Source organism: Ochrobactrum sp. A-1, from assembly GCF_022488005.1.
Classification (GTDB): domain Bacteria; phylum Pseudomonadota; class Alphaproteobacteria; order Rhizobiales; family Rhizobiaceae; genus Brucella.
In genome coordinates this window covers 1-23513 of sequence record NZ_JAKVQC010000010.1, presented here as the reverse complement: position 1 = coordinate 23513, position 23513 = coordinate 1, and the positions used below count along the sequence as shown (strand labels likewise).

Below are 23513 nucleotides of genomic sequence, written 5' to 3'. Positions count from 1 at the left end.
GTGTCGACTATCCGAATAGCAACTAGATACGGAAGATGATCGTATGGCTGTCGTTTCCTTCATGACCACCAAAGGCGGCGGTGGAAAAACCACAAGCGCCACGCTTTTTGCGACCGTACTAGCAGAGCAGGGCGCTTCGGTATGCATGATCGACGCCGACCCCAATCAGCCGCTTGTCGGTTGGGCCACAGAGGCGGTTCATCCTAAATCGTTGACGGTGATCGGCGATGTACATGAGGACAACATCATCGAGACGATCGAAGAACAATCCGCCAAGCATATGTTTGTGGTTGTCGATCTCGAAGGCTCGGCAAACCTATCGACCGGCTACGCGCTGACCCAAAGCGATTTGATACTTATCCCGTTGCAGCCGTCCAAACTCGATGCCAACGAAGCGGCCAAAACCCTGAAGTTCATCCTCAGACAGGGAAAAAGCAGTGGGAAGACAATGCCTGCACGAGTATTTTGGGCTCGCACGCCAGCCGCTTATATTACGCGCAGCGCTCGCGATATCGGCTCGCAATTCGAGGAGGCAGGAATCGGCTTTCTCGAAACCAGCTTGATCGAACGAGAAGCCTTCAGGGGCATCTTCAACTACGGCAGGACGCTGGAGAACCTGACCGAAGATCAGGTTCCCTCACTTGAGAAGGCTCGGGCTAACGCCGCCGCGTTCACCGGTGAAATCATCGCCTTGCTGAAGGAGCACCGCACATGAGCACGCACAATATTCGCCTTGATCTGGATGAGTTTAAACCAGAGGCTAAGAAGGCCGATCCTGCTGCAAAGGCGTCCGTGGAAAAGCTTGCCGAGGCAACCGGTTTCAAGACACGCCATGCACCGGAACAGACCCGCAATGAGCCGAAACCTTCCCCGAAACCCGACTCCGTACCTGCACCGGCCGCGCCAGTAGCGCCAGTTGCATCAGAAGGAGAGGGCGAAGCACGTCGCCGTGGTAGAAAACGAACCACCAATCGTAACACTCCTTTTGCCGTGAAGCTGAAGGTCGAGACGAACAACCTGATCTATGAGTTTGCCGACCGCCTGGAATGCAACGCGATTGCCGAGGTCCTGGAACTCGCACTTGGCGCACTTCAGAAAGAACTTGACGAGGGCATAGACCCTCGCGCTCGCGCGGCCGAACAGGCGGCCGCCCAGGGCTAATGCCCGGCGGCCGGGTAGGGGAGGGCTGGCAAGCGTTTGCGAACGCGGTTAGCAGCCCCAGGCTTTCGCGGCGGATCTATGCCCGGCGCGCTGCGCTCGCCGGGCTTCTGATCGCCGCGACGCTCTTCCTAATCCTCCTGCAGGGGCATATCGGGACTGCTATGACGGTTCCGGTCATCATCGTCGGCATGTGCTTTGCAGCCCTGTTCACCGGTCCAGTTGCACAGATAATCGCCGAATGGTCGCGAAACAGGTTCTATACGTCGAGAACCGGTCATTGGATCGTCTTTCCGCTGACCTTGGCTATATCTCCCGTCCTGGCGCCGATCATGCTCGCTGTTTCGACCGTGCAATTCCTAAAGTCGTCGTCTTGAACCAGCCGAAGATCGCGCGGCATAATGACGGCGGTTTCCAAAAAAGGTGTGTGTATATGCTGATTGATGATCGGAACTTGATGCGAATTGCAGGATATGCGGCAGCGGCGGCCTTCCTAGGTGCAGCTTCGCTGGGCTTTCCCAAGCCAGTTTTGAGCTGGTTTGCGCTTTTGGGTGTGGCGATCGTCGCTGCTTTGTTGGTTCGCTCGCCTGAGCTGGTCGATCGGTTGAGATTTCAGGAAGCGTCCAGTATCGTCTTGGTGAGCGCACTTGCAACAGTGATGGGTGAGGGCCTTTGGCTGGAAATTTTTGCCGGTTGATGCGGTTTTTGCGCACAGTTTAGACCGCTGATATTTCATGCAGAATTATGCGATTTGGAACCTAACGGCCGGTTTGCTTGCGTTACTGGATATATGAGTTTCCGTTTTGAGAAGGCGACTAGGGAAGCGTGAGGTATCGCAGGATTGTTTGCGTCTGCCTATGGCACCGCCGCCCTATTCGCCGGCTTTACCGGCTCACCGAACCATCCTCACCGCTCGCCAGCCTTAGCAACGGCGTTTCCGGTCTTTTGCTCCGCAAGCCCGTCACTTGCCTGCTTCGTCAAGGCTCCCGGCACGTCCGTTTCGGCCCATACGGGTGACGACCGGACTGACGCGGCGATGCCATCGCTTCGCTCATGCCATCGCAGAATAAAAGCCGGCCGTAGGCCGTCCTATTCACGTCAACGAGAAAAAGGATGCTCATCATGCATATGAGAAGGCTTGTTCAACTGGCGATGTCCGGCGTCTTGGTTCTTGGCTCGTTCGCTTTCGCTGAAGAACCTGACCGGACCGGACGCTCACAACAGGAACGAGAGGCCGGTACTTCGGACTCCCGGCACTCCAACCCCGAGGAATCGACAGAGCAACCGCCTGTTCTCCCGCCGCCAGCCCCGCCAAGATCGCCCAAATAATCAGGAGCGGAGAGCCGCGTTGCGGCTCTTGCTTGTTTGTCTCGAGGGGGAGAGATCGGCCGCCGGTCTCTCCCCCGCAACAGGCAAAACCGGTTTCCCCGTCCTTCCGCGGGCGAGCTCGCCGGCGTTGCCGGCGAACTCCCCCTTGTGCAGGACCAGGTGCGCGGATTTTGCGCGTCCCGCGCGGATCCTCGCAACCTGTCCCTACGGGCGGGTGATCCCCCTCCGGTTTTGCCTGTTGCCCCCCTCTCTCCGGTCGGATCGCCGACTGCTCGGGAGCAGGAGCCGGGCTCCTGCCCCTCACCGGGACAGGAAGACCGCTTCGCGGATCAGGAGAGAAAACACCATGGCGAAACTCAGCAAAGCACAGCGCAAGGCCCATGCCGAGGCAGAGGCGATCCTGACAAAGGACCGCCTGACCGAGGACGAAAAGGATTTTGTTTTCCAGAACTGGCATGAGGGCGCAAACTTTGAGACCGGCGCGGCTGGCGCATTCTTCACGCCGTGGGACATGGCAGCAGATTTCCAGATCGATACGCGCAGCGGGCGCGTGATCGACCTTTGCGCAGGCATCGGCATTTTGAGCTATTTCATCCATCATCGCAGCCTGTGGGGCGGCGGTAGGGGGGCCGATATCACATGCGTTGAGATCAACCCCCGTTATGTGGAGATCGGGCGCAAACTCTTGCCGGAGGCCCGTTGGATCAATGCCGATGTCTTCGACTGGCGCGAGCTTGATCTAGGCCGGTATGATTGCGCCATAGGGAACCCGCCGTTCGGGAGGGTGAAGCGGCAGGGGAATGGCCCGCGTTATCGCGGTCAGGACTTCGAGCTTCACGTTATCGATATCGCTTCTGAGCTTGCCGACTATGGCGCTTTCATCGTGCCGCAGCAGTCCGCCAGCTTTCGCTATTCCGGAACGCAGCTTTACCAACGTCTTGAGAAGGGGCGCGGCGTCGATTTCGAGCGTCAGACCGGCCTTGAAATGGTGGGCGGCGCAGGTATCGACACGGCTTTTTATCAAGACAAATGGAAGGACGTTGCCCCCCTTTGCGAGATCGTTTGCATTGAATTTGCCGAATGCCGCGAACGCATGAAGGCCGAACGTGACCGGATCGCCGCCCGACCCATGCCGCAAATAATGCGGCAGGCCGAGCAACTGGCCTTGCTGTGAGGGGAGATCGGGCAATGTCGAAAATTAGCATCAGCCTTATCGAAGGCCTGCACCTCACAGCAACCGACAAGCGCCATATCGCGGAAATCCTCCGGCGCGGATGGAGCGAAGGCGTCACCCGTCACCGTCGATATTCCATAACCGAACGGGCAGGAGATACCGCCTGCGTCGTCATCGAGCGAAAGGAATGGAACGACTTTGGACGGCTCGAAATCCGGCGCAGCAAGGTCATGATCCGGATCGGGGGAGGGCAGAGCCATGCGTAAGGGCGAAAGCGTTACGGTTTTCGATACCCCCTCAAATCTAGGGGGTAGTTTCACCGTCTCGATTGCGAGTGAGATCGATTCGGAAACGGTCGAGGTGCGCGTCTGGTACGGGCGCGCAACGCCGAGCGGTTGGGAACCTTGGAAGGATTGGGACGGATACACGTTCCAGACCCGCCGTGACCTACTCATCAATCAGCGCGTCATGCGCTTGCGCAAGCGTTGAGCGAGGAATCCACAATGAGCAGCATCACGATTTTTCAGGCGATGGAGTTTTTCGGGACCGGCGATCCATTCTTCGGCGGGGACGCCGCCGATTGGTGCCTGTACCATCAAGAAGACGGCGGACTAACCTTTGTCGCCAGCCACGAGGCGCAGCGCCGCAATCTGGTCAAAGCCTATTTCGCGACCGAGGCCGAGGCTCAGGCGGCGGGAGCCGCCGCCAGCCGCCGCAAGGGGCGCGTGTCAGCGTTGACCGTCACCACCCGCGCCGAAGTCCCAACCGGTCAAATTCGCTGGCTTGTCGGAAACCGCCATGTTGGAACCGATGATAATGAGCTTTCCGCCGAGTTTCGGAGCAGGGCGGAAGGGGCCGGCGCAGCCGACCCGGATTTAGTCGCGCAGATTGTCGCCTATGCGCTTGCGTGCCATCGGGCCAATCAGGCCCTTTGCATCGCGTGCCGCTTCTGAGGGCACGAATATGAGCGGTATGGGGCACAATGGCGGGCCGTCACTCGATAGCGAGCGGCCCGCAATCGACGGCAAATGCCGCATGTGTCGGCATTGGTGCGCGCCGTCCGAGTCCTGGGAGAGCGAATATCGGCTCTTCAAGATGACCGGCAAAGGGCGGCGCGTGAAGCGACCGAGCGGGACATGCGACCGCGTGTTGATCGGCGGCAAGGTTTCGTTTTCGGCGACGAGCGGCGATTATCGATGCGGAAATTTCGAGGCGAAACCACAGGAAGCGCCAAAGCGCGGCGGTGCTTTCGTCACGATCTGGAAAGGAAATCGCATCATCTGGCAGGGACCGGAGGAAGATCAGCCACCCTCACCTTGTTGGGTCAACGCGCAGGGGGATATCCCGCCGCCGCCCCGGCAATATGTGGTGAAGATGTGAGCAGCCGGGAGGTTGCTCCATATATCAACAATCGCTTATATACGGATGGACGCGGTTTCGGAGCCCTACCGGTTCCTAGCCCCCGCTAACTCAGCCGCGTCCACCCCCCCCATTTTCTTCATTGTTGACCGGCCAAATCACGGAAAAGGCTTGACATTTCTGTAAAATCTGTTTATTACAGAATTTCCAGAAAACGAGGAGATGAAGGCTAAAGCCATGAATGATAGAACAATTTCCTCTGTCGAGTTCGTTCGGCACTTCGGACGCTATCATGATGAGGCCATGCGGGAACCGATTGTTCTCACCAAACATGGCCGTGCTTCCGTGGTCGTTATGCCGGTGGAGCTGTATGAGCGAATGACAAAGGTCACCGAAGATCCTCGAAAGGTTTACCGGACGAGTGAAACCCCGCCCGAGCTGGCTGACATGCTCCTGTCCGAGCTGGACAAGCGCCTAGCTCATGTTTCGGACGAGCCGCAGGATGACTAAGCGGTTCGATGATGGCGAGATCGTGGAGTATGAATATCTGTGGGAGTGGCAGGCGCAGAAAGGCCGCACGAACGCAGAAAAAGGGCGGCCTGTCTGCCTTGCCATGGTCATCAAGGACAGCAAGCAGGGCATAACGCATCTGATCATCTTGCCTATATCGTCGACGCAACCGCGCCCGGATCAGGATGCGTTGGCAATCCCGGCGCTGGAATTGCGCCGTGCCGGTTTGGCCGATTTCAAAGCTGGCTGGATTACAGTCAGCGAGTACAATTATGATGTTCTGGAAAGATCGTTCTATTTCGATCCGAACCAGAAGCCACGAGGCCGGTTCAGCGCCCCTTTCATGGACCAGATTTTGATACGCTTCCGCCGCTATCTGAGAGAAATGCGCGGACGCATCGATAGGACGAAATGATGAGCAAGGCCGGATCACGGATTTTGGAATCAGCAAAGCAGGCGCTCGCCTTTGCGAAGGGCGAGGCCGATGTGACAGAGTTCCGAGTATTCCGCAACGAACAGGAGGACAATATGGCATTAGCCCTCAAGCAAAAGGCCCCGGCCATCACCGCCGATGAAATGGAGCGCCGTCGCAAGATGGTTCGTAGCGCATTTCGTTCGAACGCTATGGAAGGTCTTCGCCCGAACCCGGCATGCCAGCCGGTATTTGACGCGTTCATTGCAGGCGAGATCGAGCTTGACGAGATGATGCCGCGCGTTAAGTCCATTCTCGGCATCCAGTAGGCATGTCGTTTACGCTCGCCGACGGCGAGACCCTTCGAAACAAGATAGGGGCTGAGACACACGAGGCGCTAGAAGCGGCCGAGCACCCGGTTCTTGCGATCCGGCTTCTCGAACTGCGAAGCGGTCGCGGCCCCGAACCCACTTTCGACACGGCCTATCTTCAGGCGCTTCATAAGCACCTGTTTCAGGACGTGTTCGAATGGGCGGGCGAGCTGCGCCATCATCCATTCACTTTCGCTGACGGTACGCAGGCCTCGATGCCTGCCATGCACAAGATTGGCGGTAAGGATTTCGCGATCGGCAACGAGATCGACAGAGGCTTGAGTAGCCTCATGTCGGATCTCGAATCCCGCAACTTCTTGCGTGGCCTTGATCGCGAAACCTTCGCAACGGAAGCGGCCGACGCCTTCGCCCGGATGAATTCCATCCATCCTTTTCGCGAAGGCAACGGCCGGACTCAGCGTGAATTCTTCGCGGCCCTTGCCGAAAGGGCAGGGCATCCGCTCGAATTCGGCGTGATTTCCGACGAACGCATGACGTTCGTCTCAGTCGCCGCCCATGAACGCGGCGACCTGGCGCCCATGCGTCGCATGTTCGCGGAAATCACCGACCCCGATCGCGTGAACGCGCTCGAGGTCGCGCAGCAGGCTATTGAGCGCTTCCGCCCTGTGCAGGCCCCGCACGTCACGGCATGGGACGGTATCTATATGGCGACGACCGAACCGGGGCAGGATTATAGCGGCGTCTTCAGCGGTGCTGCCGGTCGCAACTTCATGATGCAGAGGGATGATGGCGCGATCATCATAGGCAACGTGGTCGATCTGCCGGAGCCGCGCCCGGAATCAGGCGCGCGGCTCTCCTTCACCGCTTCCGATCCTCGCCAACTCCAACCCGCGTATGAGCAGGCACAAGCGCCGCTCATTGCCGCCGTTACCGATTGGCCGCGAAGCATCGATGAGACCGTGGCGGAGAGGATTTCGGCCCGGCCGACCATGCAGGCCGCGAACAGCCGCCTTGAGACGGCGGTTTCGGCAGTCTGGCAAGATCCGCAAGCGGTCCTTGCCGAATTGCGCAACCGCATCGAGGTTGAACGCCGTCCCGTTTCCGAATTTGCGCAGGAAATGCGAACCAATCCGGAGGCTTTCGGCTCGCTCCACGGCAACCGCAGCCTTTTCGGCCGCGATGACGCGGCCCGCGAAAAGGCGCTTGCTGCCGTTCCGCTCGCCGTCGCTGCGCTCCATGATTACGGGCAGGTACGTGGCTCCCTGGCCGTGGACCTTCGTCGCGACGAAGAGCGCTTTCGCACTCTTATGCGCGAGCCGGTCAACGATCTGTCACCCGCTGCCCGCGAGCTGGTCGGCCGGATTGAAAAGACACCCGCCCACGAGCTGGGCGCGGTGCTCGGACAGGGCGACCATAAGCAAGCCTTGACCGAATTGCGCGGCTTTATCGCCAACATTCGTGACCGCTTTGGCGCTCCCGGTTCGCTGGAGCTCGACCGGGACCGCCTTTCGCGTGCGATTCCGAATGCTTCGCCGGAACGACTTGAGGCATTCACGGCGGGCTTTTCGCGCGCGCAGTTCATCGTCTCACGCGCAGAAACCTTCGAGCAGGCCAACACCCTGCAGGCGGCTCACAGCCACCAGCAGGGACATGAGCAGGGCAAGACTTTCGAGATGTAGCAGATGCGGTTGATGCTTTATGCGGCATTTTGCTAAGTATCGCTATTCCCGTCAGCTATAACGAGGTTTCCGCTTATGAAGTTCACCTACATCGCCTTTGCCATGGTCGCCCTTGCTGGCTGCACGGCCGCCCAAAAAAGCCCTTATGACCTGACCGCAGTCTGCCTCACTGACGAAGGAAAACCGGTTTCCAAGGGCATGACCTACAAGGGCAAGACATGCGGCCAGTCGGACATGCCGATCGCTGACGGCAAGCCTACGCCGCTCGTCTGGCGATAAATGGGAGGGGAGGGGACATGAAATCTTGCCTTGTCATCGTAGCCGCCCTCTCGGCGCTCAGTGCCTCGACAGCGATCGCGCAAACCTTCGAGACCGTCGATAGGAGCCCGGCCGGCGATCGTTTCGAGAAATCCGCCAACTTCGACATTCTCGGTATTCACCCCGGCGATACGATAGAGGACGTAAAGACGAAGCTGAAGGCCGAATTTCCGGACGGTCGTGAGCCGGAAGAAACCCGGCTGAAGGGATCGGTATCAACGCCTGAAGGCGCACGCGCCGAGATTGAGTTCGTCAACGAGATCGCTTCTGGAACTAGTGACGGAAAGAATCAGGTCTACGTGAATTTTGCTTCCGAGGTCTACGATAACAGAGCGCTTTCGATTCGTCGTATCGTGGGATTTGAGACCTTTACGACCGCAGACGTTTTCCGAAAGCAAGTTGCCGAGAAATACGGTCAGCCTTCTATTGTCGAAGATGAAGGCGGATTCCTCAAGCTATACTATCTCTACGCGAATGGCCGCTTGGTCTCGGATACCGAAGCTCCCAAAACCAAGGAAAATTGCAATCGCGTCAACGAAGGAAGCCTTTGCGATTTTGTAGAAGTCCAGCGGTCATCCGATAATCGAAACATTGAGATCGCGCAGAAGCCATGCGCAGCATTCTTTCACAGTCAATGGCAGTACTTAGGGAAATATCAGGTTGGGGAGCGAAATTCTGTTATTAAGGATGACCGGTGCGACGGGATCATGGTCGTCAGCATGAGCACATTCCAGCCCGAACTAAACTCGGCAGAATTCACCCTTGTCGATGTCAAGCGGGCCTATGGTCATCAGACCGCCCTGGATGCTGCCATAGAGGCCAAGTTGAAGCAGGGCGTCGATATGGACAAGGTTGCCAAGCCGCGTCTTTGATCTAATTGCACAGGCGCTATAATAGCATGATTGCACCGCCACCTGTATCTGACGCTCCAATTGACGTCGATCACGCATTGAACTTTGCTTTTTTTTCAGGTGCGGTGTTAGCCGTGCTTTTGACGCTGAGCGCTGTTATATGCATCCAATGGCTTCGACGGCTCACGCGATGGATTTGGTGGCTCTATGCACCGCAAGGACGGCGCTCCACCGCGAAACACGAAGCCGGTCACGCCCTTGTTGCATCAGTTCTCGGTGCGGAAATTGTGGGCGTATCTGTTTATCGCAGGGCAGTTGATGGCGACCTAGGATTGTCCGTTCATAGAAATCCATTGATTGCTGCAGATACGCTTGAGGATGTTTGGCAAATGTTGGTCAGAGAAATAGCCGTCTGTTTGGCCGGGGGAATGGCAGAGCGGAAATGGTCAAACATTGATGCTGTAGCTTACTCAATGGGAGCGTCGAAGGATTTGGCGGGTGTTGTCACGTTAAGTTTCTCTGGCCGGAAAGGCCAGGGGCTCGTAGATATTCAGGCGAAACAGGCCGCAATTTTCCATGCATCGAAAGCTTCGAGGCGATGGTAGCGAATTGTGTGTGCGGCTCGGCGACGAGATGGAACAGAGAAACAATTGCGGGTCGCTGAGTGCATGGAGACGAACCGTTGCAACGCTCCAGGTGACCGATGACCTTGCATGGTTCGCTCCCGATTCCTAAACGGCAGATGGCTATTTTCAGCCCGATTATTGAGGCCCTTGTGCGACCAATGGCCAAGGCCGGGTGCCACTTCTGCCTTTGCTGCACCGTAGGAGCGGAGCTTATCGGTGATGATCCGTTTGGGAGCAAAGCCATAGCGCTTCATTAACGCCACGAGCAGTCGCTTTGCCGCCCTTTTATCACGCCGCTTCTGCAAGATTTCTTCGAGAACGGAGCCATGTTGATCAACCGCACGCCAAAGCCAGAATTTTTCTCCAGCGCATTTGACGACCACTTCGTCCAAATACCAAATATCGCCGGGGCGCGCCTGACGCCGCCGCAAGTTGCGTGTGATCTGGGGGCCGAACTTGGCGATCCAACGACGAACTGTCTCGTATGATACGTCGATTCCACGCTCAAGCAGCATTTCCTCAACTTCACGCAGACTAAGGTTGAACCGCAGATAAAGCCACACCGCATGAGCAATAATCTGTGGCGGAAAACGGTGACGCTTGAAGATGATATCTGATGTCTGCATCGCCAAAATTTACGCCCAAACCGTCAGGCAGGCAACTGTAGCCCAGTTAACGTGACAACACCAACCTCTGCCCACTGTCCGAATGCAGCGTTCCGGTAATTGAAGAGCGGGCAGGTTGCACAAGCGAACGATTGCTCGGCAGATGACGTAAATTTGACCAAAAGACTCTGGTCACGCCTTGTCGCGATCCACCACAATCGATCCGTCGGCCCAGTTCTTTCCGATCTGGGGCAGGTTCGTCTCGATCCAGTCTGCCAGGCAGCGAACCTGGGCGGCGGCTTCCTCGCCAAGCGGTGTCAGCGAATAGTCAACATGCGGCGGCACCACCTGGAAATCCCGTCGAAGGACGATGCCATCCGCCTCCAGAAACTGCAGGGTCTGTGCAAGCATTCGCTCACTGACGCCACCGATCTTCCGTCGAAGGTCGCTGAAGCGATGGGTGCCGCCCTGTAGCGCGATCAGAACCAATACGCCCCAGCGGCTGGTCAGGTGTTTCAGGACGACACGCGATGGACATTCAGAGGCAAGCAGATTTCCCCGCCCAAGCGTCTGCAGCACCGTTGGCTTTTCGGTCTGCGAGGGGTCTTTCATATTTTTTATCGCTTACCTTTTTGTTGGTACTTATGAATAGTTCGTTTCGGCGTTATATCACTTTTGTCATTGCATGAACAAAGGAATTCGAAAATGACCATCGCAGTAACAGGAGCCACCGGCCAGCTGGGTCGCCTTGTCATCGAAAAGCTGAAGCAGAAGGTCGATGCAAATTCGATCGTCGCTCTTGCCCGCTCGCCGGAAAAGGCTGCCGACCTCGGCGTGCCTGCGCGTCAGGCCGATTACGGCAAGCCGGAGACACTGACTGCCGCCCTTCAGGGTGTGGAGACGCTCCTCCTGATCTCGTCGAGCGAAGTCGGTCAGCGCGCCGTCCAGCACAGCAACGTGATTGCTGCGGCCAAGAAAGCCGGCGTGAAATGGATCGTCTATACAAGCCTGCTCGCCGCAGATACCTCGCCGCTAAGCCTTGCCGACGAACACAAGACAACCGAAGCCGAGCTCAAGGCCTCGGGCATCGCCTACACGATCCTGCGCAATGGCGGTGTTGTCACGTTAAGTTTCTCTGGCCGGAAAGGCCAGGGGCTCGTAGATATTCAGGCGAAACAGGCCGCAATTTTCCATGCATCGAAAGCTTCGAGGCGATGGTAGCGAATTGTGTGTGCGGCTCGGCGACGAGATGGAACAGAGAAACAATTGCGGGTCGCTGAGTGCATGGAGACGAACCGTTGCAACGCTCCAGGTGACCGATGACCTTGCATGGTTCGCTCCCGTTTCCTAAACGGCAGATGGCTATTTTCGGCCCGATTATTGAGGCCCTTGTGCGACCAATGGTCAAGGCCGGGTGCCACTTCTGCCTTTGCTGCACCGTAGGAGCGGAGCTTATCGGTGATGATCCGTTTGGGAGCAAAGCCATAGCGCTTCATTAACGCCACAAGCAATCGCTTTGCCGCCCTTTTATCACGCCGCTTCTGCAAGATTTCTTCGAGAACGGAGCCATGTTGATCCACCGCACGCCAAAGCCAGAATTTTTCTCCAGCGCATTTGACGACCACTTCGTCCAAATACCAAATATCGCCGGGGCGCGCCTGACGCCGCCGCAAGTTGCGTGTGATCTGGGGGCCGAACTTGGCGATCCAACGACGAACTGTCTCGTATGATACGTCGATTCCACGCTCAAGCAGCATTTCCTCAACTTCACGCAGACTAAGGTTGAACCGCAGATAAAGCCACACCGCATGAGCAATAATCTGTGGCGGAAAACGGTGACGCTTGAAGATGATATCTGATGTCTGCATCGCCAAAATTTACGCCCAAACCGTCAGGCAGGCAACTGTAGCCCAGTTAACGTGACAACACCATATTTCTAACCTCCGTCGATAATATAATATTTGATTATAGATAGCGCAATAATTGGCATTTGACTAAGCGTTATCATGTTGAAATATTATGCATATAGGCGGCATGAAGGCAGCCAGGGCTGAGGTGTGGAGCCGGACGTAGCTGCAGTGCCTAACACCGAATCCTGCCTACAGCGCGACCTGTAGTTGGCACGATTCCATGAATGCAGGAGCAAGACGATGATCACACGTCGAGACAGAACACCAATCATGCATCGGTCAGTTGAATATGCTGATGTGATTTACTTCGGTGGCGTGCGGGCCGATGAACTCAAGGGCGCCTCGATGCGGGCCCAAACGACGCAAGTTTGTGCCAAGCTCGACAAATTCCTCGCAGAAGCGGGAACCGACAAGACGAAACTAATTTCCGCGACCTTGTTCATCACTGACATGAACCTGAAGCAAGAGATGAACGACGTCTGGACTTCTTGGCTCGACGCACAGGATTTGCCCGCGCGTGCGACGATAGGGGTTTCAGATCTTGGCCAGGACGTCCTGATCGAAATCGTCGTTACCGCAGCAAGGTAAGGCACGCCGAATTTTATCACCTACCGCGAAACGGTGGCTAGGCAGCGAGAGACTGTCGGCTCCGCGGGAGCATCCTATGTCTGAGAACCACAAAAAAGTAGGCATCGCTGGAGCCGGAATCGTCGGCGTATGCACGGCGCTGATGCTTCAGCGCCGCGGATTCAAAGTCACCTTGATTGACCCGAACCCTCCTGGCGAAGGTGCATCGTTTGGGAATGCCGGATGCTTCAACGGCTCATCCGTCGTCCCTATGTCCATGCCGGGAAACTTGACGAGCGTGCCGAAGTGGCTCCTTGACCCGATGGGGCCGTTGTCAATCCGGTTCAGCTATTTTCCAACCATCATGCCCTGGTTGATTCGCTTTCTGTTAGCCGGAAGACCAAACAAGGTGAAGGAGCAGGCGAAAGCACTCCGCAATCTCATCAAGTCCACGGTGCCTCTGATCAAGTCATTGGCGGAGGAGGCTGATGCGAGCCATCTGATCCGCCATGAAGGTCATCTGACCGTATATCGTGGAGAAGCAGACTTCGCCAAGGACCGCGGAGGTTGGGAACTGCGGCGTCTCAACGGTGTTCGCACGCAGATCCTCAGCGCCGATGCGTTGCGGGATTTCGATCCGAACTTGTCGCATGCGTTTACCAAGGGCATTCTTATAGAAGAGAACGGTCACACGATTAATCCGCAAGGGCTCGTGACCCTCTTGTTTCGGCGTTTTATCGCGAACGGTGGCGAATTCGTATCTGCGCGTGTCATCGGCTTTGAGACTGAAGGTAGGGCGCTTAAAGGCATTACAACCACGAACGGCGTTCTGGCCGTTGATGCAGCGGTTGTCGCAGCCGGCGCACACTCGAAATCACTTGCTAATTCGCTAGGCGATGACATCCCGCTCGATACCGAACGTGGATATCATATCGTCATCGCGAATCCGGAAGCCGCTCCACGCATTCCGACGACCGATGCGTCAGGAAAATTCATCGCGACACCTATGGAAATGGGGCTTCGCGTGGCGGGTACGGTTGAGTTCGCTGGGCTCACAGCCGCTCCTAACTGGAAACGTGCGCATGTGCTCTATACGCACGCTCGAAAACTTCTTCCAGCCCTCGCGCCTGCGAGTTCTGAAGAACGATATTCCAAATGGATGGGGTTCCGGCCGAGCATCCCGGATTCGCTCCCCGTGATTGGCCGGGCAACCCGGACACCCGACGTAATCTATGCTTTCGGCCATGGTCATCTCGGCATGACAGGGGCGCCGATGACCGCAACGCTCGTCTCAGAGCTCCTCGCAGGCGAAAAGACCTCAATCGACATTTCGCCCTTCGCACCAAACCGCTTTGGTATTGGCAAATCCAAGCAAACGGGTCCGGCAAGTTAAGTACTTACGCGGTCGTGAGTACAGCGCAGAGCCGGTGTCAAGATCAATCTGCACCTCGCAATCACCTCGGAGACGCGAAATGGCGCAAATAGAACACATATTAACGAGTCACGCCCCGAAGCCTTTGGGTCACTACAGTCAGGCGGCCCGAGCGGGTGGATTCATTCATGTTTCCGGTCAGCTTCCGATCAAACCAGAAGGCCAGTCGGAGCAATCTGACGATCTCTTCGATAACCAGGCCAGTCTCGTTCTCCGGAATTTGCTGGCCGTACTCGAGGCGGCTGGTGCGACGCCTTCTCATGTCGTGAAAGTCACAGCTTACATCGTCGGCGTCGAGCATTGGAGCAGCTTCAACGCAGCATATGCCAAGGCGTTCGGTGAAGCGCGTCCTGCCCGGTCGGTCGTTCCAGTGCCGGCGCTGGTGTTGTCACGTTAACTGGGCTACAGTTGCCTGCCTGACGGTTTGGGCGTAAATTTTGGCGATGCAGACATCAGATATCATCTTCAAGCGTCACCGTTTTCCGCCACAGATTATTGCTCATGCGGTGTGGCTTTATCTGCGGTTCAACCTTAGTCTGCGTGAAGTTGAGGAAATGCTGCTTGAGCGTGGAATCGACGTATCATACGAGACAGTTCGTCGTTGGATCGCCAAGTTCGGCCCCCAGATCACACGCAACTTGCGGCGGCGTCAGGCGCGCCCCGGCGATATTTGGTATTTGGACGAAGTGGTCGTCAAATGCGCTGGAGAAAAATTCTGGCTTTGGCGTGCGGTGGATCAACATGGCTCCGTTCTCGAAGAAATCTTGCAGAAGCGGCGTGATAAAAGGGCGGCAAAGCGATTGCTTGTGGCGTTAATGAAGCGCTATGGCTTTGCTCCCAAACGGATCATCACCGATAAGCTCCGCTCCTACGGTGCAGCAAAGGCAGAAGTGGCACCCGGCCTTGACCATTGGTCGCACAAGGGCCTCAATAATCGGGCCGAAAATAGCCATCTGCCGTTTAGGAAACGGGAGCGAACCATGCAAGGTCATCGGTCACCTGGAGCGTTGCAACGGTTCGTCTCCATGCACTCAGCGACCCGCAATTGTTTCTCTGTTCCATCTCGTCGCCGAGCCGCACACACAATTCGCTACCATCGCCTCGAAGCTTTCGATGCATGGAAAATTGCGGCCTGTTTCGCCTGAATATCTACGAGCCCCTGGCCTTTCCGGCCAGAGAAACTTAACGTGACAACACCCCGGCGCTTCATCATGGATACCTCATCGAACTTGATGCTGTTGCTCTCGATCCGAGCGATACCGATCGAGGCGCCGCAGCGATTACAGCGTAAGGAGCGCGCTTGGATATGTACATTCCGAATCTTACCGACGTGCTTGCAGCACGAGCCTTAATCGAACCCCATATTCATCGCACACCCGTTCTCACATCGACATTCATCAATGGACTTGCTGGCGCCGAACTCTTCTTCAAGTGCGAGAACCTTCAGAAGGCTGGGGCCTTCAAAGCGCGCGGCGCGTCGAACGCGGTGTTTGGCCTGAACGACGAGCAGGCGAAGAAGGGTGTTGCAACGCACTCGTCCGGCAATCACGGAACCTGCCTTTCCTATGCAGCTGGTCGGCGCGGCATTCCCTGCACCGTAGTGATGCCGCGCACCGCGCCGCAGGCTAAGAAGGATGCGGTCCGGGGCTACGGCGGTCGTGTCGTCGAATGCGAGCCGTCAACCTCGTCGCGTGAGGCCGTCTTTGCCGAGGTTGTTGCCGAGACCGGCGCGGAATTCGTGCATCCCTATAACGACCATCGTGTCATCGCCGGGCAGGCGACCTGCTCTGCCGAGTTGATCGAGCAGGTCGACGGTCTCGACGCCGTGGTCGCGCCGATTGGCGGCGGCGGCATGGTGTCGGGAAGCTGCCTGACGCTCTCCAATCTCGCGCCCGGCGTAAAGATCTACGCCGCCGAGCCCGAGCAGGCCGACGACGCCTACCGTAGCTTCAAGGCCGGCCGCATCATCGCCGACGACGCGCCAGAAACGGTCGCCGACGGCCTGAAAGTGCCGCTGAAGGAACTGACCGGCGTCACGACACGAAAGTGTTGGATCTGTCCGACTTTTGAGAACGTATGGTGATCACGCTGCGAGGATAGATGTTTCGCGCCGCAATGGCCTGAGATCAACGCCGTCTGTTGGGGTCCAGATGTAATCGCCGGTGAGACTGATGTGCTGCCAGCCGAGTGGGGTAATGTGTTTGATGATGTCAAGCGGCGTGGGAATGCCCTCGCGGTTGAGCTCGGCGAACGCCGGTTCGAGATAGAGTGTGTTCCAGTAGACGATGGCGTTGATTAGCAGGTTCAGTCCAGATGCTCGGTAGAACTGGCTCTCGAAAGTCCGGTCGCGCAATTCTCCGAGGCGATTGAAGAACAGTGCGCGGGCCAAGGTGTTCTGGGATTCGCTCTTGTTGAGGCCGGCCGTCGCGTTCCTGCGCATTTCGGGGTTCTGCCACCACTGGGGCAGAAAGATGGACCGATTGATGCGACCGAGATCGCGTAGCGCCAACGCCAGTCCGTTCTGGCGTGGGAATGCGGACAGCTTTGCCAACAGGGTCGAAGGCCGAACCTGCCCGGAACGGATCGTCGTGACCAGCCGCAGGATGTCGTTCCAGTTTGCCTTGATCCGCTCGACGTTGATGTGCTCGCCAACGAGCGGCGCCAGGTTTTCGGGAGGCGCGTCGCCCGGGAAGAGATAGAGCTTGCGATCCTTGAGACCGCGCAGCCGAGGCACAATCTGGAAACCAACGAGATGGCAAAGGGCGAAGCTCATATCGCTTACCCCGCCGGTATCGACATAGTGGGTTTCGATGGCGAGATCGCTGCCATGATAGAGCAGTCCATCGAGGACATAGATGGCTTCGCTCGCATTGGCATTCATGGCGATGATGTAGAAAGCGCCGTACTGGTCAGAGGTGAACCGGTAGAATTTGGCGCCGGGGTTGGGACCATAGCGGCCGTTGAGGTCGCCGATCGCCTCGGCGTGTCCGCCCGCCGGAAAATACTGGCCATCGGAGGATGACGTTGTTCCATCGCCCCACAAGCTTGCCAGAGGCAATTGCCTCTGGGCGTTGACGAGAATGGCGTGCGCGGCCGTGTAACCTTCCTCGCGAATATGCCAGTCGTGCGCCCAGGCGAGTTGGCGCATCGTAATGCCGGGGGAAACGTCCGCCATTCTCGTGAGACCGAGATTGATGCCGTCCGCCAGGATGGCGGTGAGGAGCGCAAGCTTGTTGTCGGCCGTCCGACCGCTGCGCAAATGGGTAAAGGCGTTCGAAAATTCCGTTCGGGCGTCAACCTCGAGCAAAAGGTCAGTGATGCGGATCGCAGGCAGACGGCTTTCCACCTTTAGCTTCAGCGACTTGGCGATATCCGGAAACATAGCCTTGTGCGGCGTGACGCTAAACCCCGCCCCGGTCAGTTCTACATCGTCGAGCTCGCCGGCTGCGGCCAGACGCGAGAGGTCAGCCAGTCCATCGTTCAGCAGCTGGCGCTGTTGGCGAAGATAAGTCTCGACATCGGTATCAACGGCGATTGGAAGCGCTCCTTCCTCACGCATCAGCTCGAATGTCGGCGTGGGAATGAGAAAGCTTTCGAAAGACTGGAAGCGTTTGGCTCCTTCCACCCAGATATCGCCCGCATCGAGCCGGCGCTTCAATTCGCTGAAAAGGCAAAGCTCATAAGCCCTGCGATCAATCTTTCCATCTTTGAGTATGAGAGGCATCCAGCCCTTCGGCGCAAAGGAGATCGGTGCCTTGTCGGGTATGGTCCTTTTGCCCGTACGATATAGACCCGCGACCACGGATAGCGCCCGCAAGAGGTTCGCCGCCACTGCGTGACCGCGGAACACGAGAGTGGAGAGAAACTGTGGCGCCAGTTTCCTGATCGTCGGATAGCGCTGGAGCATTTCGATTTTACCGTCGATAACATCCGGCGCGATCAGCGTATCAACCGCCTGGACACTGGTTGCAAAAGCTGGCCATTGGATGACCAGATCAAGCGCTTTGGCCATGTCCTCACCCTTCTCTCTGGCCTTGATGATCGCATGGCAGACTTTTGAAACGTCCTTCAACGGCGTCTGCACTTCCCGAACGGATCGGGTGACGCGAGCAGCCGCCTGGTTATTGGCTCGCCGCGTCAGGATGCCCATGAGTTTCTTGAACATGTCGATCGCGCAATCGGTGAGATGGCGGGAAAGGTGGAGCACTGTTGCAGCCAGGACAGCATGTCGGCGTTCGGTGTTAAGGTCGCGCAGATGCTGCGCGCTCATTCGCGTCCCCTCTGCAGCAAATTCGTCAAAGACCTTGGCCGGAATTCGATCCATCAACGTCGTCGGCAGGTTCAGAGACCGGAGAAAACGAATGCGCTCGGCAATTCTGTCGAGGTTGACGGCGGCTGGCGACAATGCCGGCGTTCTCGCCCAGGCAAGAATGGTCACGCTTGTCCCCTCACGCGGATCGAGAAGCTTGTCCAGATCGAGCTTTTGGCCTTCTGAGATCCCGCCGGCCAAGGCCCGATGAGCAATACGAATGCCGCGCCTGATTGCCACATGAATGATGGCTTCGAGCGCTGGCCGCGCTGGCAAAAGAATTCTCCTGCGTCGCAGTTCTTCCACGACCATATCCGCCAATACATCGGCCTGGCGCAGGGTTTGCGCGGCAGGTGTCAGCCAGCCTGTGAGTGCCCGCACGTCCGAAGGCACAAACGGACGCATCTGCATTCTGTAGAAAAGCAGGGCCAGATGCTCGCGCCGCGTCTGTGGGCGCTCGAAATAACGATCGATCTCATGGTGATCGACGCCGATCTGCCGCGCCAGAAATCGTAAGACGCCAGCCGGCAGGACCTCGCCATCCGCAAGCGGTCGGCCAGGGTATCGTAGCGTGGCCAGAACACAGGCGAGGCCCAGTCTGTTCGAGGCCTTGTTCTGTCGCATGATCAGGTCGAGATCCGATCGATCCAGCGTGTAATGTTTGGCGATCTCCCTTTCGTTATCCGGGATGATCGTCGCCTGTTGCCACCATGCCTCGCTCAGTAATGCTCTTCGCGCCATTCTCTGATCTTCCCGTTTCGCCGCGGAGAGTGCAGCGAAACGGAAAATGCGTGTCCGACAAACGAACGTTTCGCGGCATCCACAGTTCTTGTCCGCAAACCTTGTCATGAAACGGCAAATCGGACAATGTCCGAATTCAACGGAAAAACGGACAAACCACGTCTCATGACCTCTATCGGCTATGCAAGGGTCTCCACCGGCGAGCAGGACACCGCCCTGCAACTCGACGCTTTGCGCAAAGCAGGTTGTGAAAGGCTGTTCGAGGATAAGGCATCCGGCGTGAAGACTGACCGCCCCGGATTGGCTGAGGCGATCCGCTACGTTCGCGACGGCGACACGCTCACAGTCTGGAAGCTCGACCGCCTCGGCCGGTCGATGAAGCACCTCATCGAGATCATCACCGAACTGGAGGCCAAAGGCGTCGGCTTCCGATCCATCACCGAAAACATCGACACCACGACATCCGGCGGTCGCCTGGTCTTCCACCTGTTCGGCGCGCTGGCACAGTTCGAGCGCGATCTGATCCGGGAACGAACACGTGCCGGTCTGCAAGCCGCAGAGGAACGCGGCCGACGCGGTGGCCGACAAGTCGTCGTAACCCCGGACAAACTTGCCAAAGCCCGCCAGCATCTGGCGGCCGGTTTGAACGTCCGGGAAGCCGCGGCCCGCGTGAAAATAGGGAAAACCGCCCTCTACGAAGCTCTCAAGGCCGAAAAAGCAACGACAACCACGGTCAAACCAACCTGAGTTCCGGATACGTTCTTAAAAGTCGGACAGATTCGCCACTTTCGTGTCGTGACGCCTGACCTGGCATTTCGTGAAGAACAACGTCACCGACATCCTGACGGCTTCCGAGCAGGAGATCGTCGACGCGATGAAGCTGATCTGGAAGCGCATGAAGATCGTGATGGAGCCGTCCAGCGCCGTGCCGCTGGCGACCATCCTGAAGAACCCTGATGTCTTTGCCGGCAAGCGCGTCGGCGTGATCGTGACGGGCGGCAATGTGGATCTCGACAAATTACCGTGGAACTGAGGAGAAGAGCATGAACGCGACGACTCAAACTGAACAACTCGACGTCGGTTTCGACGTGCCGGCGGTCCCCGGCATGGACGAATCCCAGATCCAGACGCCCTGCCTGATCCTCGACCTCGACGCGCTGGAGCGCAATATCCGCAAGATGGGCGATTACGCCAAGGCGAACGGTATGCGCCATCGCAGCCACGGCAAGATGCATAAGTCGGTTGACGTGCAGAAACTGCAGGAGAGGCTCGGCGGCTCGGTCGGCGTCTGCTGCCAGAAGGTCAGCGAGGCGGAAGTCTTCGTGCGCGGCGGCATCAAGGACGTGCTGGTGTCGAACCAGGTGCGCGACCCGGCCAAGATTGACCGGCTGGCCCGCCTGCCCAAGCTCGGCTCGCGCATCATCGTCTGCGTCGATGACGTTGCCAACATCGCTGACCTGTCTGCTGCCGCCGAAAAGCACGGCACGCAGCTCGAAATCTTCGTGGAGATCGACTGCGGCGCCGGCCGCTGCGGCGTCACCTCGACCGACGCCGTCGTGAAGATCGCCCAGGCCGCCGACGCGGCGCCGGGCCTCAAGTTCACCGGCATCCAGGCCTACCAGGGCGCGATGCAGCACATCGACAGCTATGAGGCGCGTAAGGAGAAGCTCGACGCGGCGATCGCCATGGTCAAGGACGCCGTCGAGGGCCTGAAGGCTGTCGGGCTGGAGCCGGAACTGGTTTCCGGCGGCGGCACCGGCTCCTATTATTTCGAGACGGGCTCGGGCGTCTATAACGAGCTGCAATGCGGCTCCTACGCCTTCATGGACGCTGACTACGGCCGCATCCTCGATAAGGATGGCCACCGCATCGACAAGGGCGAATGGGAGAACGCGCTGTTCATCCTGACCAGCGTGATGAGCCACGCCAAGCCCGACCGCGCCATCTGCGACGCCGGCCTCAAGGCGCAATCGGTCGACAGCGGCCTGCCCTTCATCTACGGCCGCGACGACGTGAAATACATCAAGTGCAGCGACGAGCACGGTGTGATCGATGACCCCAAGGGCGTGCTGAAGGTCAACGACAAGCTCAGGCTGGTGCCCGGCCATTGCGATCCGACCTGCAACGTCCATGACTGGTATGTCGGGGTGCGCAACGGTAAGGTCGAGACGGTCTGGCCGGTGTCGGCACGCGGCAAGGCGTATTGAGAACGTACCTGCGAAGCGCAACTGGGCGCTCCGGTGTTATTCTTGGAGGAGTCAATCCATGATCATCGTACCGGAGCGTCTGATCTCCGACCTCATGAGCGAGGCCGCTGTCTTTGAAGCCATCGAAAGCGTCTTCGCTGCCATGGCGCGAGACGAGGCCCGTAACTTCCCCGTCATCCGAGAGGCGATCGGCTATGCCGACGCGCTCTACGGCTTCAAGGCTGGCTTCGACAGTGCGGGGCTCGTCCTTGGGGTCAAGGCGGGCGGCTACTGGCCGGGCAACATGGCGAAGGGCTTGACCAACCACCAGTCCACGGTGCTGCTGTTCGACCCGGACACCGGCCGGATCAAGGCGGCGGTCGGCGGTAACCTGCTGACCGCGCTGCGCACGGCCGCCGCCTCGGCGGTGTCGATCAAGCATCTGGCCCGCCCCGACGCCCGCGTGCTCGGCATGGTCGGGGCCGGTCACCAGTCCGCCTTCCAGATGCGCGCCGCAGTGCGGGCGCGCAAATTCGACAAGGTGGTTGGTTGGAACTTGCACCCCGAAATGCTGTCGCGGCTGGCCGACACGGCGGTCGAACTCGGCCTGCCTTTCGAGGTGGTCGACCTGCCACAACTCGGGGCACAGGCCGATGTCATCATCACGATCACATCCAGCTTCGCACCGATTCTTCTTTCCGGGCATATTCGCCCAGGAACCCATCTCGCTTGCATGGGGACCGACACTAAAGGGAAGCAGGAAGTAGAGGCGGCTCTTTTCCCACGCGCTCGGCTCTTTGCCGATGAGGTTGAACAGTCCGTCACCATCGGTGAGGCGCAGCACGCGGTGGCGCAGGGATTGATCGCGACCGGCGACATCACGCCGCTCGGCGCGGTGATCGCCGGCCTGGCGCCGGGGCGGACCTCGCCGGAGGAGATCACGTTGTTCGACGGCACGGGCGTTGGCCTCCAGGATCTCGCGGTGGCGTCAGTTGCGGTGGATATTGCTCGGGCGCGAGGGCTCGCCCTGGAAGTGGAGCTTTAGTTCTGCGCGCGATTGACATTGAGGGAGATTGCTTGACGTCGGACTTGGATTGCCAGATCAGCCCGCACTCTGTAGTGACCGCGCTGAAGAATGTGCCCCCAAACCCATTTTCGCGATATCAGTCGTTCATGACGATGAGGATAACATACGGCTAGGCAAGCTTTGCTGAAGTCGATCGCTCCGAAAGAAAATTTCGAAAGCTTTTTCGAAACTCGACTATAAACTCGTTCGTAATCGAAGACGCTTTTATGTGCGTCGGTAGCACGATTGTCCAATTGATAGAGATTGGCGGATCGATTGGCCGAACTACCAAAGATGAAGAATATCTATCGGCAGTAAACGGATCGACGATCGAAACGCCGAATCCTGCTGAAACCATACCACAAACAATCATGGAGAGTGGAGTTTCAGCCTTAATACGTCTGTTTATTCCTCGCTCGCGCATTATGGCATCGACCATGACATGCATTACCGACGGCTGTATGAGTGAGATGAAATCCTCATTGTCAAAGTCCTCGGGAACGATTCGCTCGCGTTCCACGAGCCGGTGTTGGAGAGGGAGCACCGCTACCATATCGCAGGGTGGCAGTTCTTCGATGGTGACGTTGGTGAGTTGCGTGTTCTCGACGATTCCGAGATCACAATGGCCGGTGCTGATCCATTCGAGGACGAAATGAGAATTCATGCCGTGAAGCGACATATTTAACGATGGCCTTTTGGCAAGAAAACCTGCGGCAAAGGCCGGCAGGAACCCGTTTGCTAGTCCCGGCAGTGCCGCGATGCGCAGAGAACCTCCTCGTCTTTCTCTCAAATCGCGCGCCAAGCCGGCGATACGCTCAAGTCCAACAAATGAGCGGTCGATCTCGCGATAGAGTGCCATCGCGTCGCCGGTTGCAACAAGTCGACCTCCAGAGCGTTCGAACAAATTCAAGCGCGTCTCGTATTCCAAATCTTTCACGAGCCGACTGAC

The 23513-nt window shown here is 57.8% G+C and carries 29 protein-coding genes and 2 pseudogenes; 26 read left to right on the top strand and 5 right to left on the bottom strand.

Annotated features, from left to right (window positions below; translation table 11 throughout):
- Window positions 1–43: 43 nt before the first annotated feature.
- The 16 genes from MKS82_RS29185 to MKS82_RS29110 all read left to right on the top strand — a co-directional run bounded on the left by MKS82_RS29185 (window position 44) and on the right by MKS82_RS29110 (window position 9727).
- Complete coding sequence (locus tag MKS82_RS29185; RefSeq protein ID WP_100560340.1) at window positions 44–715, top strand: ParA family protein; 672 nt, start codon at window positions 44–46, stop codon at window positions 713–715.
- Complete coding sequence (locus MKS82_RS29180; protein ID WP_113397795.1) at window positions 712–1161, top strand: hypothetical protein; 450 nt, start codon at window positions 712–714, stop codon at window positions 1159–1161. The genes MKS82_RS29185 and MKS82_RS29180 overlap by 4 nt, the downstream gene beginning before the upstream one ends.
- Complete coding sequence (locus MKS82_RS29175; RefSeq protein WP_240579678.1) at window positions 1161–1535, top strand: hypothetical protein; 375 nt, start codon at window positions 1161–1163, stop codon at window positions 1533–1535. Before MKS82_RS29180 ends, MKS82_RS29175 begins: the two co-directional genes overlap by 1 nt.
- A gap of 56 nt (window positions 1536–1591) precedes the next feature.
- Window positions 1592–1855 (top strand): hypothetical protein, encoded by a 264-nt coding sequence (locus tag MKS82_RS29170; protein ID WP_240579677.1) that lies wholly within the window; start codon window positions 1592–1594, stop codon window positions 1853–1855.
- A 978-nt stretch (window positions 1856–2833) separates the two neighbouring features.
- Window positions 2834–3661, top strand: a complete 828-nt coding sequence (locus MKS82_RS29165; protein ID WP_240579676.1) for a methyltransferase — start codon at window positions 2834–2836, stop codon at window positions 3659–3661.
- A 14-nt stretch (window positions 3662–3675) separates the two neighbouring features.
- Window positions 3676–3927 (top strand): hypothetical protein, encoded by a 252-nt coding sequence (locus MKS82_RS29160; protein WP_240579675.1) that lies wholly within the window; start codon window positions 3676–3678, stop codon window positions 3925–3927.
- Window positions 3920–4150, top strand: coding sequence for a hypothetical protein (locus tag MKS82_RS29155; protein WP_240579674.1), 231 nt, complete (start codon window positions 3920–3922; stop codon window positions 4148–4150). The genes MKS82_RS29160 and MKS82_RS29155 overlap by 8 nt, the downstream gene beginning before the upstream one ends.
- Before the next feature lie 14 nt (window positions 4151–4164).
- Window positions 4165–4614: a hypothetical protein gene (locus MKS82_RS29150; RefSeq protein ID WP_240579673.1), complete on the top strand. Its 450-nt coding sequence runs from the start codon at window positions 4165–4167 to the stop codon at window positions 4612–4614.
- A gap of 10 nt (window positions 4615–4624) precedes the next feature.
- Window positions 4625–5041: a hypothetical protein gene (locus MKS82_RS29145; protein ID WP_240579672.1), complete on the top strand. Its 417-nt coding sequence runs from the start codon at window positions 4625–4627 to the stop codon at window positions 5039–5041.
- A 216-nt stretch (window positions 5042–5257) separates the two neighbouring features.
- Complete coding sequence (locus MKS82_RS29140; protein ID WP_151591840.1) at window positions 5258–5530, top strand: type II toxin-antitoxin system Phd/YefM family antitoxin; 273 nt, start codon at window positions 5258–5260, stop codon at window positions 5528–5530.
- Window positions 5523–5945, top strand: a complete 423-nt coding sequence (locus MKS82_RS29135) for a hypothetical protein (RefSeq protein ID WP_240579671.1) — start codon at window positions 5523–5525, stop codon at window positions 5943–5945. Before MKS82_RS29140 ends, MKS82_RS29135 begins: the two co-directional genes overlap by 8 nt.
- 23 nt (window positions 5946–5968) lie before the next feature.
- Complete coding sequence (locus MKS82_RS29130; protein WP_240579670.1) at window positions 5969–6271, top strand: antitoxin VbhA family protein; 303 nt, start codon at window positions 5969–5971, stop codon at window positions 6269–6271.
- A gap of 2 nt (window positions 6272–6273) precedes the next feature.
- A complete protein-coding gene (locus MKS82_RS29125; protein ID WP_240579669.1) occupies window positions 6274–7953 on the top strand; it encodes a Fic family protein in 1680 nt (559 codons plus the stop codon).
- Between the two features lie 75 nt (window positions 7954–8028).
- The gene (locus MKS82_RS29120) at window positions 8029–8232 is read left to right on the top strand and encodes a hypothetical protein (RefSeq protein WP_113439536.1); all 204 of its coding nucleotides are present in this window, start codon (window positions 8029–8031) and stop codon (window positions 8230–8232) included.
- A gap of 17 nt (window positions 8233–8249) precedes the next feature.
- Window positions 8250–9143: a hypothetical protein gene (locus MKS82_RS29115; protein WP_100560367.1), complete on the top strand. Its 894-nt coding sequence runs from the start codon at window positions 8250–8252 to the stop codon at window positions 9141–9143.
- Window positions 9144–9169: 26 nt separating this feature from the next.
- Window positions 9170–9727, top strand: a complete 558-nt coding sequence (locus MKS82_RS29110) for a hypothetical protein (RefSeq protein ID WP_240579668.1) — start codon at window positions 9170–9172, stop codon at window positions 9725–9727.
- Here MKS82_RS29110 and MKS82_RS29105 read toward each other — a convergent pair.
- Entirely contained in the window at window positions 9673–10374 is a 702-nt protein-coding gene (locus MKS82_RS29105; RefSeq protein WP_240579667.1) for an IS6 family transposase, read from the bottom strand. The genes MKS82_RS29110 and MKS82_RS29105 overlap by 55 nt on opposite strands.
- 171 nt (window positions 10375–10545) lie before the next feature.
- Window positions 10546–10965 carry a winged helix-turn-helix transcriptional regulator gene (locus tag MKS82_RS29100; protein WP_240579666.1) on the bottom strand — a complete coding sequence of 140 codons (420 nt, stop codon included), beginning with the start codon at window positions 10963–10965 and terminating at the stop codon, window positions 10546–10548.
- Between the two features lie 93 nt (window positions 10966–11058).
- Here MKS82_RS29100 and MKS82_RS29095 point away from each other — a divergent pair, with 93 nt between their 5' ends.
- On the top strand, window positions 11059–11574 hold the full coding sequence (locus tag MKS82_RS29095) for an NAD(P)H-binding protein (protein WP_445558114.1): 516 nt from the start codon (window positions 11059–11061) through the stop codon (window positions 11572–11574).
- Here the strand turns inward: MKS82_RS29095 and MKS82_RS29090 are convergent.
- Window positions 11520–12221 carry an IS6 family transposase gene (locus MKS82_RS29090; RefSeq protein WP_055661736.1) on the bottom strand — a complete coding sequence of 234 codons (702 nt, stop codon included), beginning with the start codon at window positions 12219–12221 and terminating at the stop codon, window positions 11520–11522. The two genes, MKS82_RS29095 and MKS82_RS29090, sit on opposite strands and share 55 nt — an antisense overlap.
- A 282-nt stretch (window positions 12222–12503) precedes the next feature.
- On the opposite strand from MKS82_RS29090, the gene MKS82_RS29085 reads away from it, so the two are divergent.
- The 5 genes and pseudogenes from MKS82_RS29085 to MKS82_RS29065 all read left to right on the top strand — a co-directional run.
- Window positions 12504–12851 carry a RidA family protein gene (locus tag MKS82_RS29085; protein ID WP_240579665.1) on the top strand — a complete coding sequence of 116 codons (348 nt, stop codon included), beginning with the start codon at window positions 12504–12506 and terminating at the stop codon, window positions 12849–12851.
- Window positions 12852–12927: 76 nt separating this feature from the next.
- Window positions 12928–14223, top strand: coding sequence for an NAD(P)/FAD-dependent oxidoreductase (locus MKS82_RS29080; protein ID WP_055976397.1), 1296 nt, complete (start codon window positions 12928–12930; stop codon window positions 14221–14223).
- 79 nt (window positions 14224–14302) lie between these two features.
- Window positions 14303–14659, top strand: coding sequence for a RidA family protein (locus MKS82_RS29075; RefSeq protein WP_240579664.1), 357 nt, complete (start codon window positions 14303–14305; stop codon window positions 14657–14659).
- A gap of 46 nt (window positions 14660–14705) precedes the next feature.
- Window positions 14706–15407 (top strand): IS6 family transposase, encoded by a 702-nt coding sequence (locus tag MKS82_RS29070; protein WP_055661736.1) that lies wholly within the window; start codon window positions 14706–14708, stop codon window positions 15405–15407.
- A 161-nt stretch (window positions 15408–15568) separates the two neighbouring features.
- Window positions 15569–16291: pseudogene (locus MKS82_RS29065) on the top strand (pyridoxal-phosphate dependent enzyme); the annotation flags it as partial.
- Window positions 16292–16345: 54 nt separating this feature from the next.
- On the opposite strand, the gene MKS82_RS29060 reads toward MKS82_RS29065, so the two are convergent.
- Entirely contained in the window at window positions 16346–19312 is a 2967-nt protein-coding gene (locus MKS82_RS29060) for a Tn3 family transposase (RefSeq protein ID WP_109614870.1), read from the bottom strand.
- A gap of 165 nt (window positions 19313–19477) precedes the next feature.
- On the opposite strand from MKS82_RS29060, the gene MKS82_RS29055 reads away from it, so the two are divergent.
- From MKS82_RS29055 to bhcD, 4 genes and pseudogenes are all read left to right on the top strand, one after another.
- Window positions 19478–20059, top strand: coding sequence for a recombinase family protein (locus tag MKS82_RS29055; protein WP_109614887.1), 582 nt, complete (start codon window positions 19478–19480; stop codon window positions 20057–20059).
- Between the two features lie 55 nt (window positions 20060–20114).
- A pseudogene (locus tag MKS82_RS29050) lies at window positions 20115–20345 on the top strand (pyridoxal-phosphate dependent enzyme); the annotation flags it as partial.
- A gap of 10 nt (window positions 20346–20355) precedes the next feature.
- A complete protein-coding gene (gene bhcC, locus MKS82_RS29045; protein ID WP_055976388.1) occupies window positions 20356–21519 on the top strand; it encodes a 3-hydroxy-D-aspartate aldolase BhcC in 1164 nt (387 codons plus the stop codon).
- Window positions 21520–21577: 58 nt separating this feature from the next.
- On the top strand, window positions 21578–22543 hold the full coding sequence (bhcD, locus tag MKS82_RS29040) for an iminosuccinate reductase BhcD (protein ID WP_011578816.1): 966 nt from the start codon (window positions 21578–21580) through the stop codon (window positions 22541–22543).
- Between the two features lie 151 nt (window positions 22544–22694).
- On the opposite strand, the gene MKS82_RS29035 is transcribed toward bhcD, so the two are convergent.
- Window positions 22695–23513, bottom strand: an 819-nt coding sequence (locus tag MKS82_RS29035; RefSeq protein ID WP_240579663.1) for a LysR substrate-binding domain-containing protein, incomplete at its 5' end; no start/stop codon positions are given.

Excerpts from the sequence above, each read along its gene's own strand:
- MKS82_RS29170 (WP_240579677.1), top strand. The coding sequence starts at position 1,592 with ATGCTGATTGATGATCGGAACTTGATGCGAATTGCAGGATATGCGGCA.
- MKS82_RS29155 (WP_240579674.1), top strand. The coding sequence starts at position 3,920 with ATGCGTAAGGGCGAAAGCGTTACGGTTTTCGATACCCCCTCAAATCTA.
- MKS82_RS29135 (WP_240579671.1), top strand. The coding sequence starts at position 5,523 with ATGACTAAGCGGTTCGATGATGGCGAGATCGTGGAGTATGAATATCTG.
- MKS82_RS29100 (WP_240579666.1), bottom strand. The coding sequence starts at position 10,965 with ATGAAAGACCCCTCGCAGACCGAAAAGCCAACGGTGCTGCAGACGCTT.
- MKS82_RS29095 (WP_445558114.1), top strand. The coding sequence starts at position 11,059 with ATGACCATCGCAGTAACAGGAGCCACCGGCCAGCTGGGTCGCCTTGTC.
- MKS82_RS29090 (WP_055661736.1), bottom strand. The coding sequence starts at position 12,221 with ATGCAGACATCAGATATCATCTTCAAGCGTCACCGTTTTCCGCCACAG.
- MKS82_RS29055 (WP_109614887.1), top strand. The coding sequence starts at position 19,478 with ATGACCTCTATCGGCTATGCAAGGGTCTCCACCGGCGAGCAGGACACC.
- MKS82_RS29120 (WP_113439536.1), top strand. The coding sequence starts at position 8,029 with ATGAAGTTCACCTACATCGCCTTTGCCATGGTCGCCCTTGCTGGCTGC.
- MKS82_RS29105 (WP_240579667.1), bottom strand. The coding sequence starts at position 10,374 with ATGCAGACATCAGATATCATCTTCAAGCGTCACCGTTTTCCGCCACAG.
- MKS82_RS29150 (WP_240579673.1), top strand. The coding sequence starts at position 4,165 with ATGAGCAGCATCACGATTTTTCAGGCGATGGAGTTTTTCGGGACCGGC.
- MKS82_RS29140 (WP_151591840.1), top strand. The coding sequence starts at position 5,258 with ATGAATGATAGAACAATTTCCTCTGTCGAGTTCGTTCGGCACTTCGGA.
- MKS82_RS29180 (WP_113397795.1), top strand. The coding sequence starts at position 712 with ATGAGCACGCACAATATTCGCCTTGATCTGGATGAGTTTAAACCAGAG.
- bhcC (WP_055976388.1), top strand. The coding sequence starts at position 20,356 with ATGAACGCGACGACTCAAACTGAACAACTCGACGTCGGTTTCGACGTG.
- MKS82_RS29085 (WP_240579665.1), top strand. The coding sequence starts at position 12,504 with ATGATCACACGTCGAGACAGAACACCAATCATGCATCGGTCAGTTGAA.
- MKS82_RS29075 (WP_240579664.1), top strand. The coding sequence starts at position 14,303 with ATGGCGCAAATAGAACACATATTAACGAGTCACGCCCCGAAGCCTTTG.
- MKS82_RS29110 (WP_240579668.1), top strand. The coding sequence starts at position 9,170 with ATGATTGCACCGCCACCTGTATCTGACGCTCCAATTGACGTCGATCAC.
- MKS82_RS29115 (WP_100560367.1), top strand. The coding sequence starts at position 8,250 with ATGAAATCTTGCCTTGTCATCGTAGCCGCCCTCTCGGCGCTCAGTGCC.
- MKS82_RS29125 (WP_240579669.1), top strand. The coding sequence starts at position 6,274 with ATGTCGTTTACGCTCGCCGACGGCGAGACCCTTCGAAACAAGATAGGG.
- MKS82_RS29080 (WP_055976397.1), top strand. The coding sequence starts at position 12,928 with ATGTCTGAGAACCACAAAAAAGTAGGCATCGCTGGAGCCGGAATCGTC.
- MKS82_RS29160 (WP_240579675.1), top strand. The coding sequence starts at position 3,676 with ATGTCGAAAATTAGCATCAGCCTTATCGAAGGCCTGCACCTCACAGCA.
- MKS82_RS29145 (WP_240579672.1), top strand. The coding sequence starts at position 4,625 with ATGAGCGGTATGGGGCACAATGGCGGGCCGTCACTCGATAGCGAGCGG.
- MKS82_RS29060 (WP_109614870.1), bottom strand. The coding sequence starts at position 19,312 with ATGGCGCGAAGAGCATTACTGAGCGAGGCATGGTGGCAACAGGCGACG.
- MKS82_RS29070 (WP_055661736.1), top strand. The coding sequence starts at position 14,706 with ATGCAGACATCAGATATCATCTTCAAGCGTCACCGTTTTCCGCCACAG.
- MKS82_RS29175 (WP_240579678.1), top strand. The coding sequence starts at position 1,161 with ATGCCCGGCGGCCGGGTAGGGGAGGGCTGGCAAGCGTTTGCGAACGCG.
- MKS82_RS29165 (WP_240579676.1), top strand. The coding sequence starts at position 2,834 with ATGGCGAAACTCAGCAAAGCACAGCGCAAGGCCCATGCCGAGGCAGAG.
- MKS82_RS29185 (WP_100560340.1), top strand. The coding sequence starts at position 44 with ATGGCTGTCGTTTCCTTCATGACCACCAAAGGCGGCGGTGGAAAAACC.
- bhcD (WP_011578816.1), top strand. The coding sequence starts at position 21,578 with ATGATCATCGTACCGGAGCGTCTGATCTCCGACCTCATGAGCGAGGCC.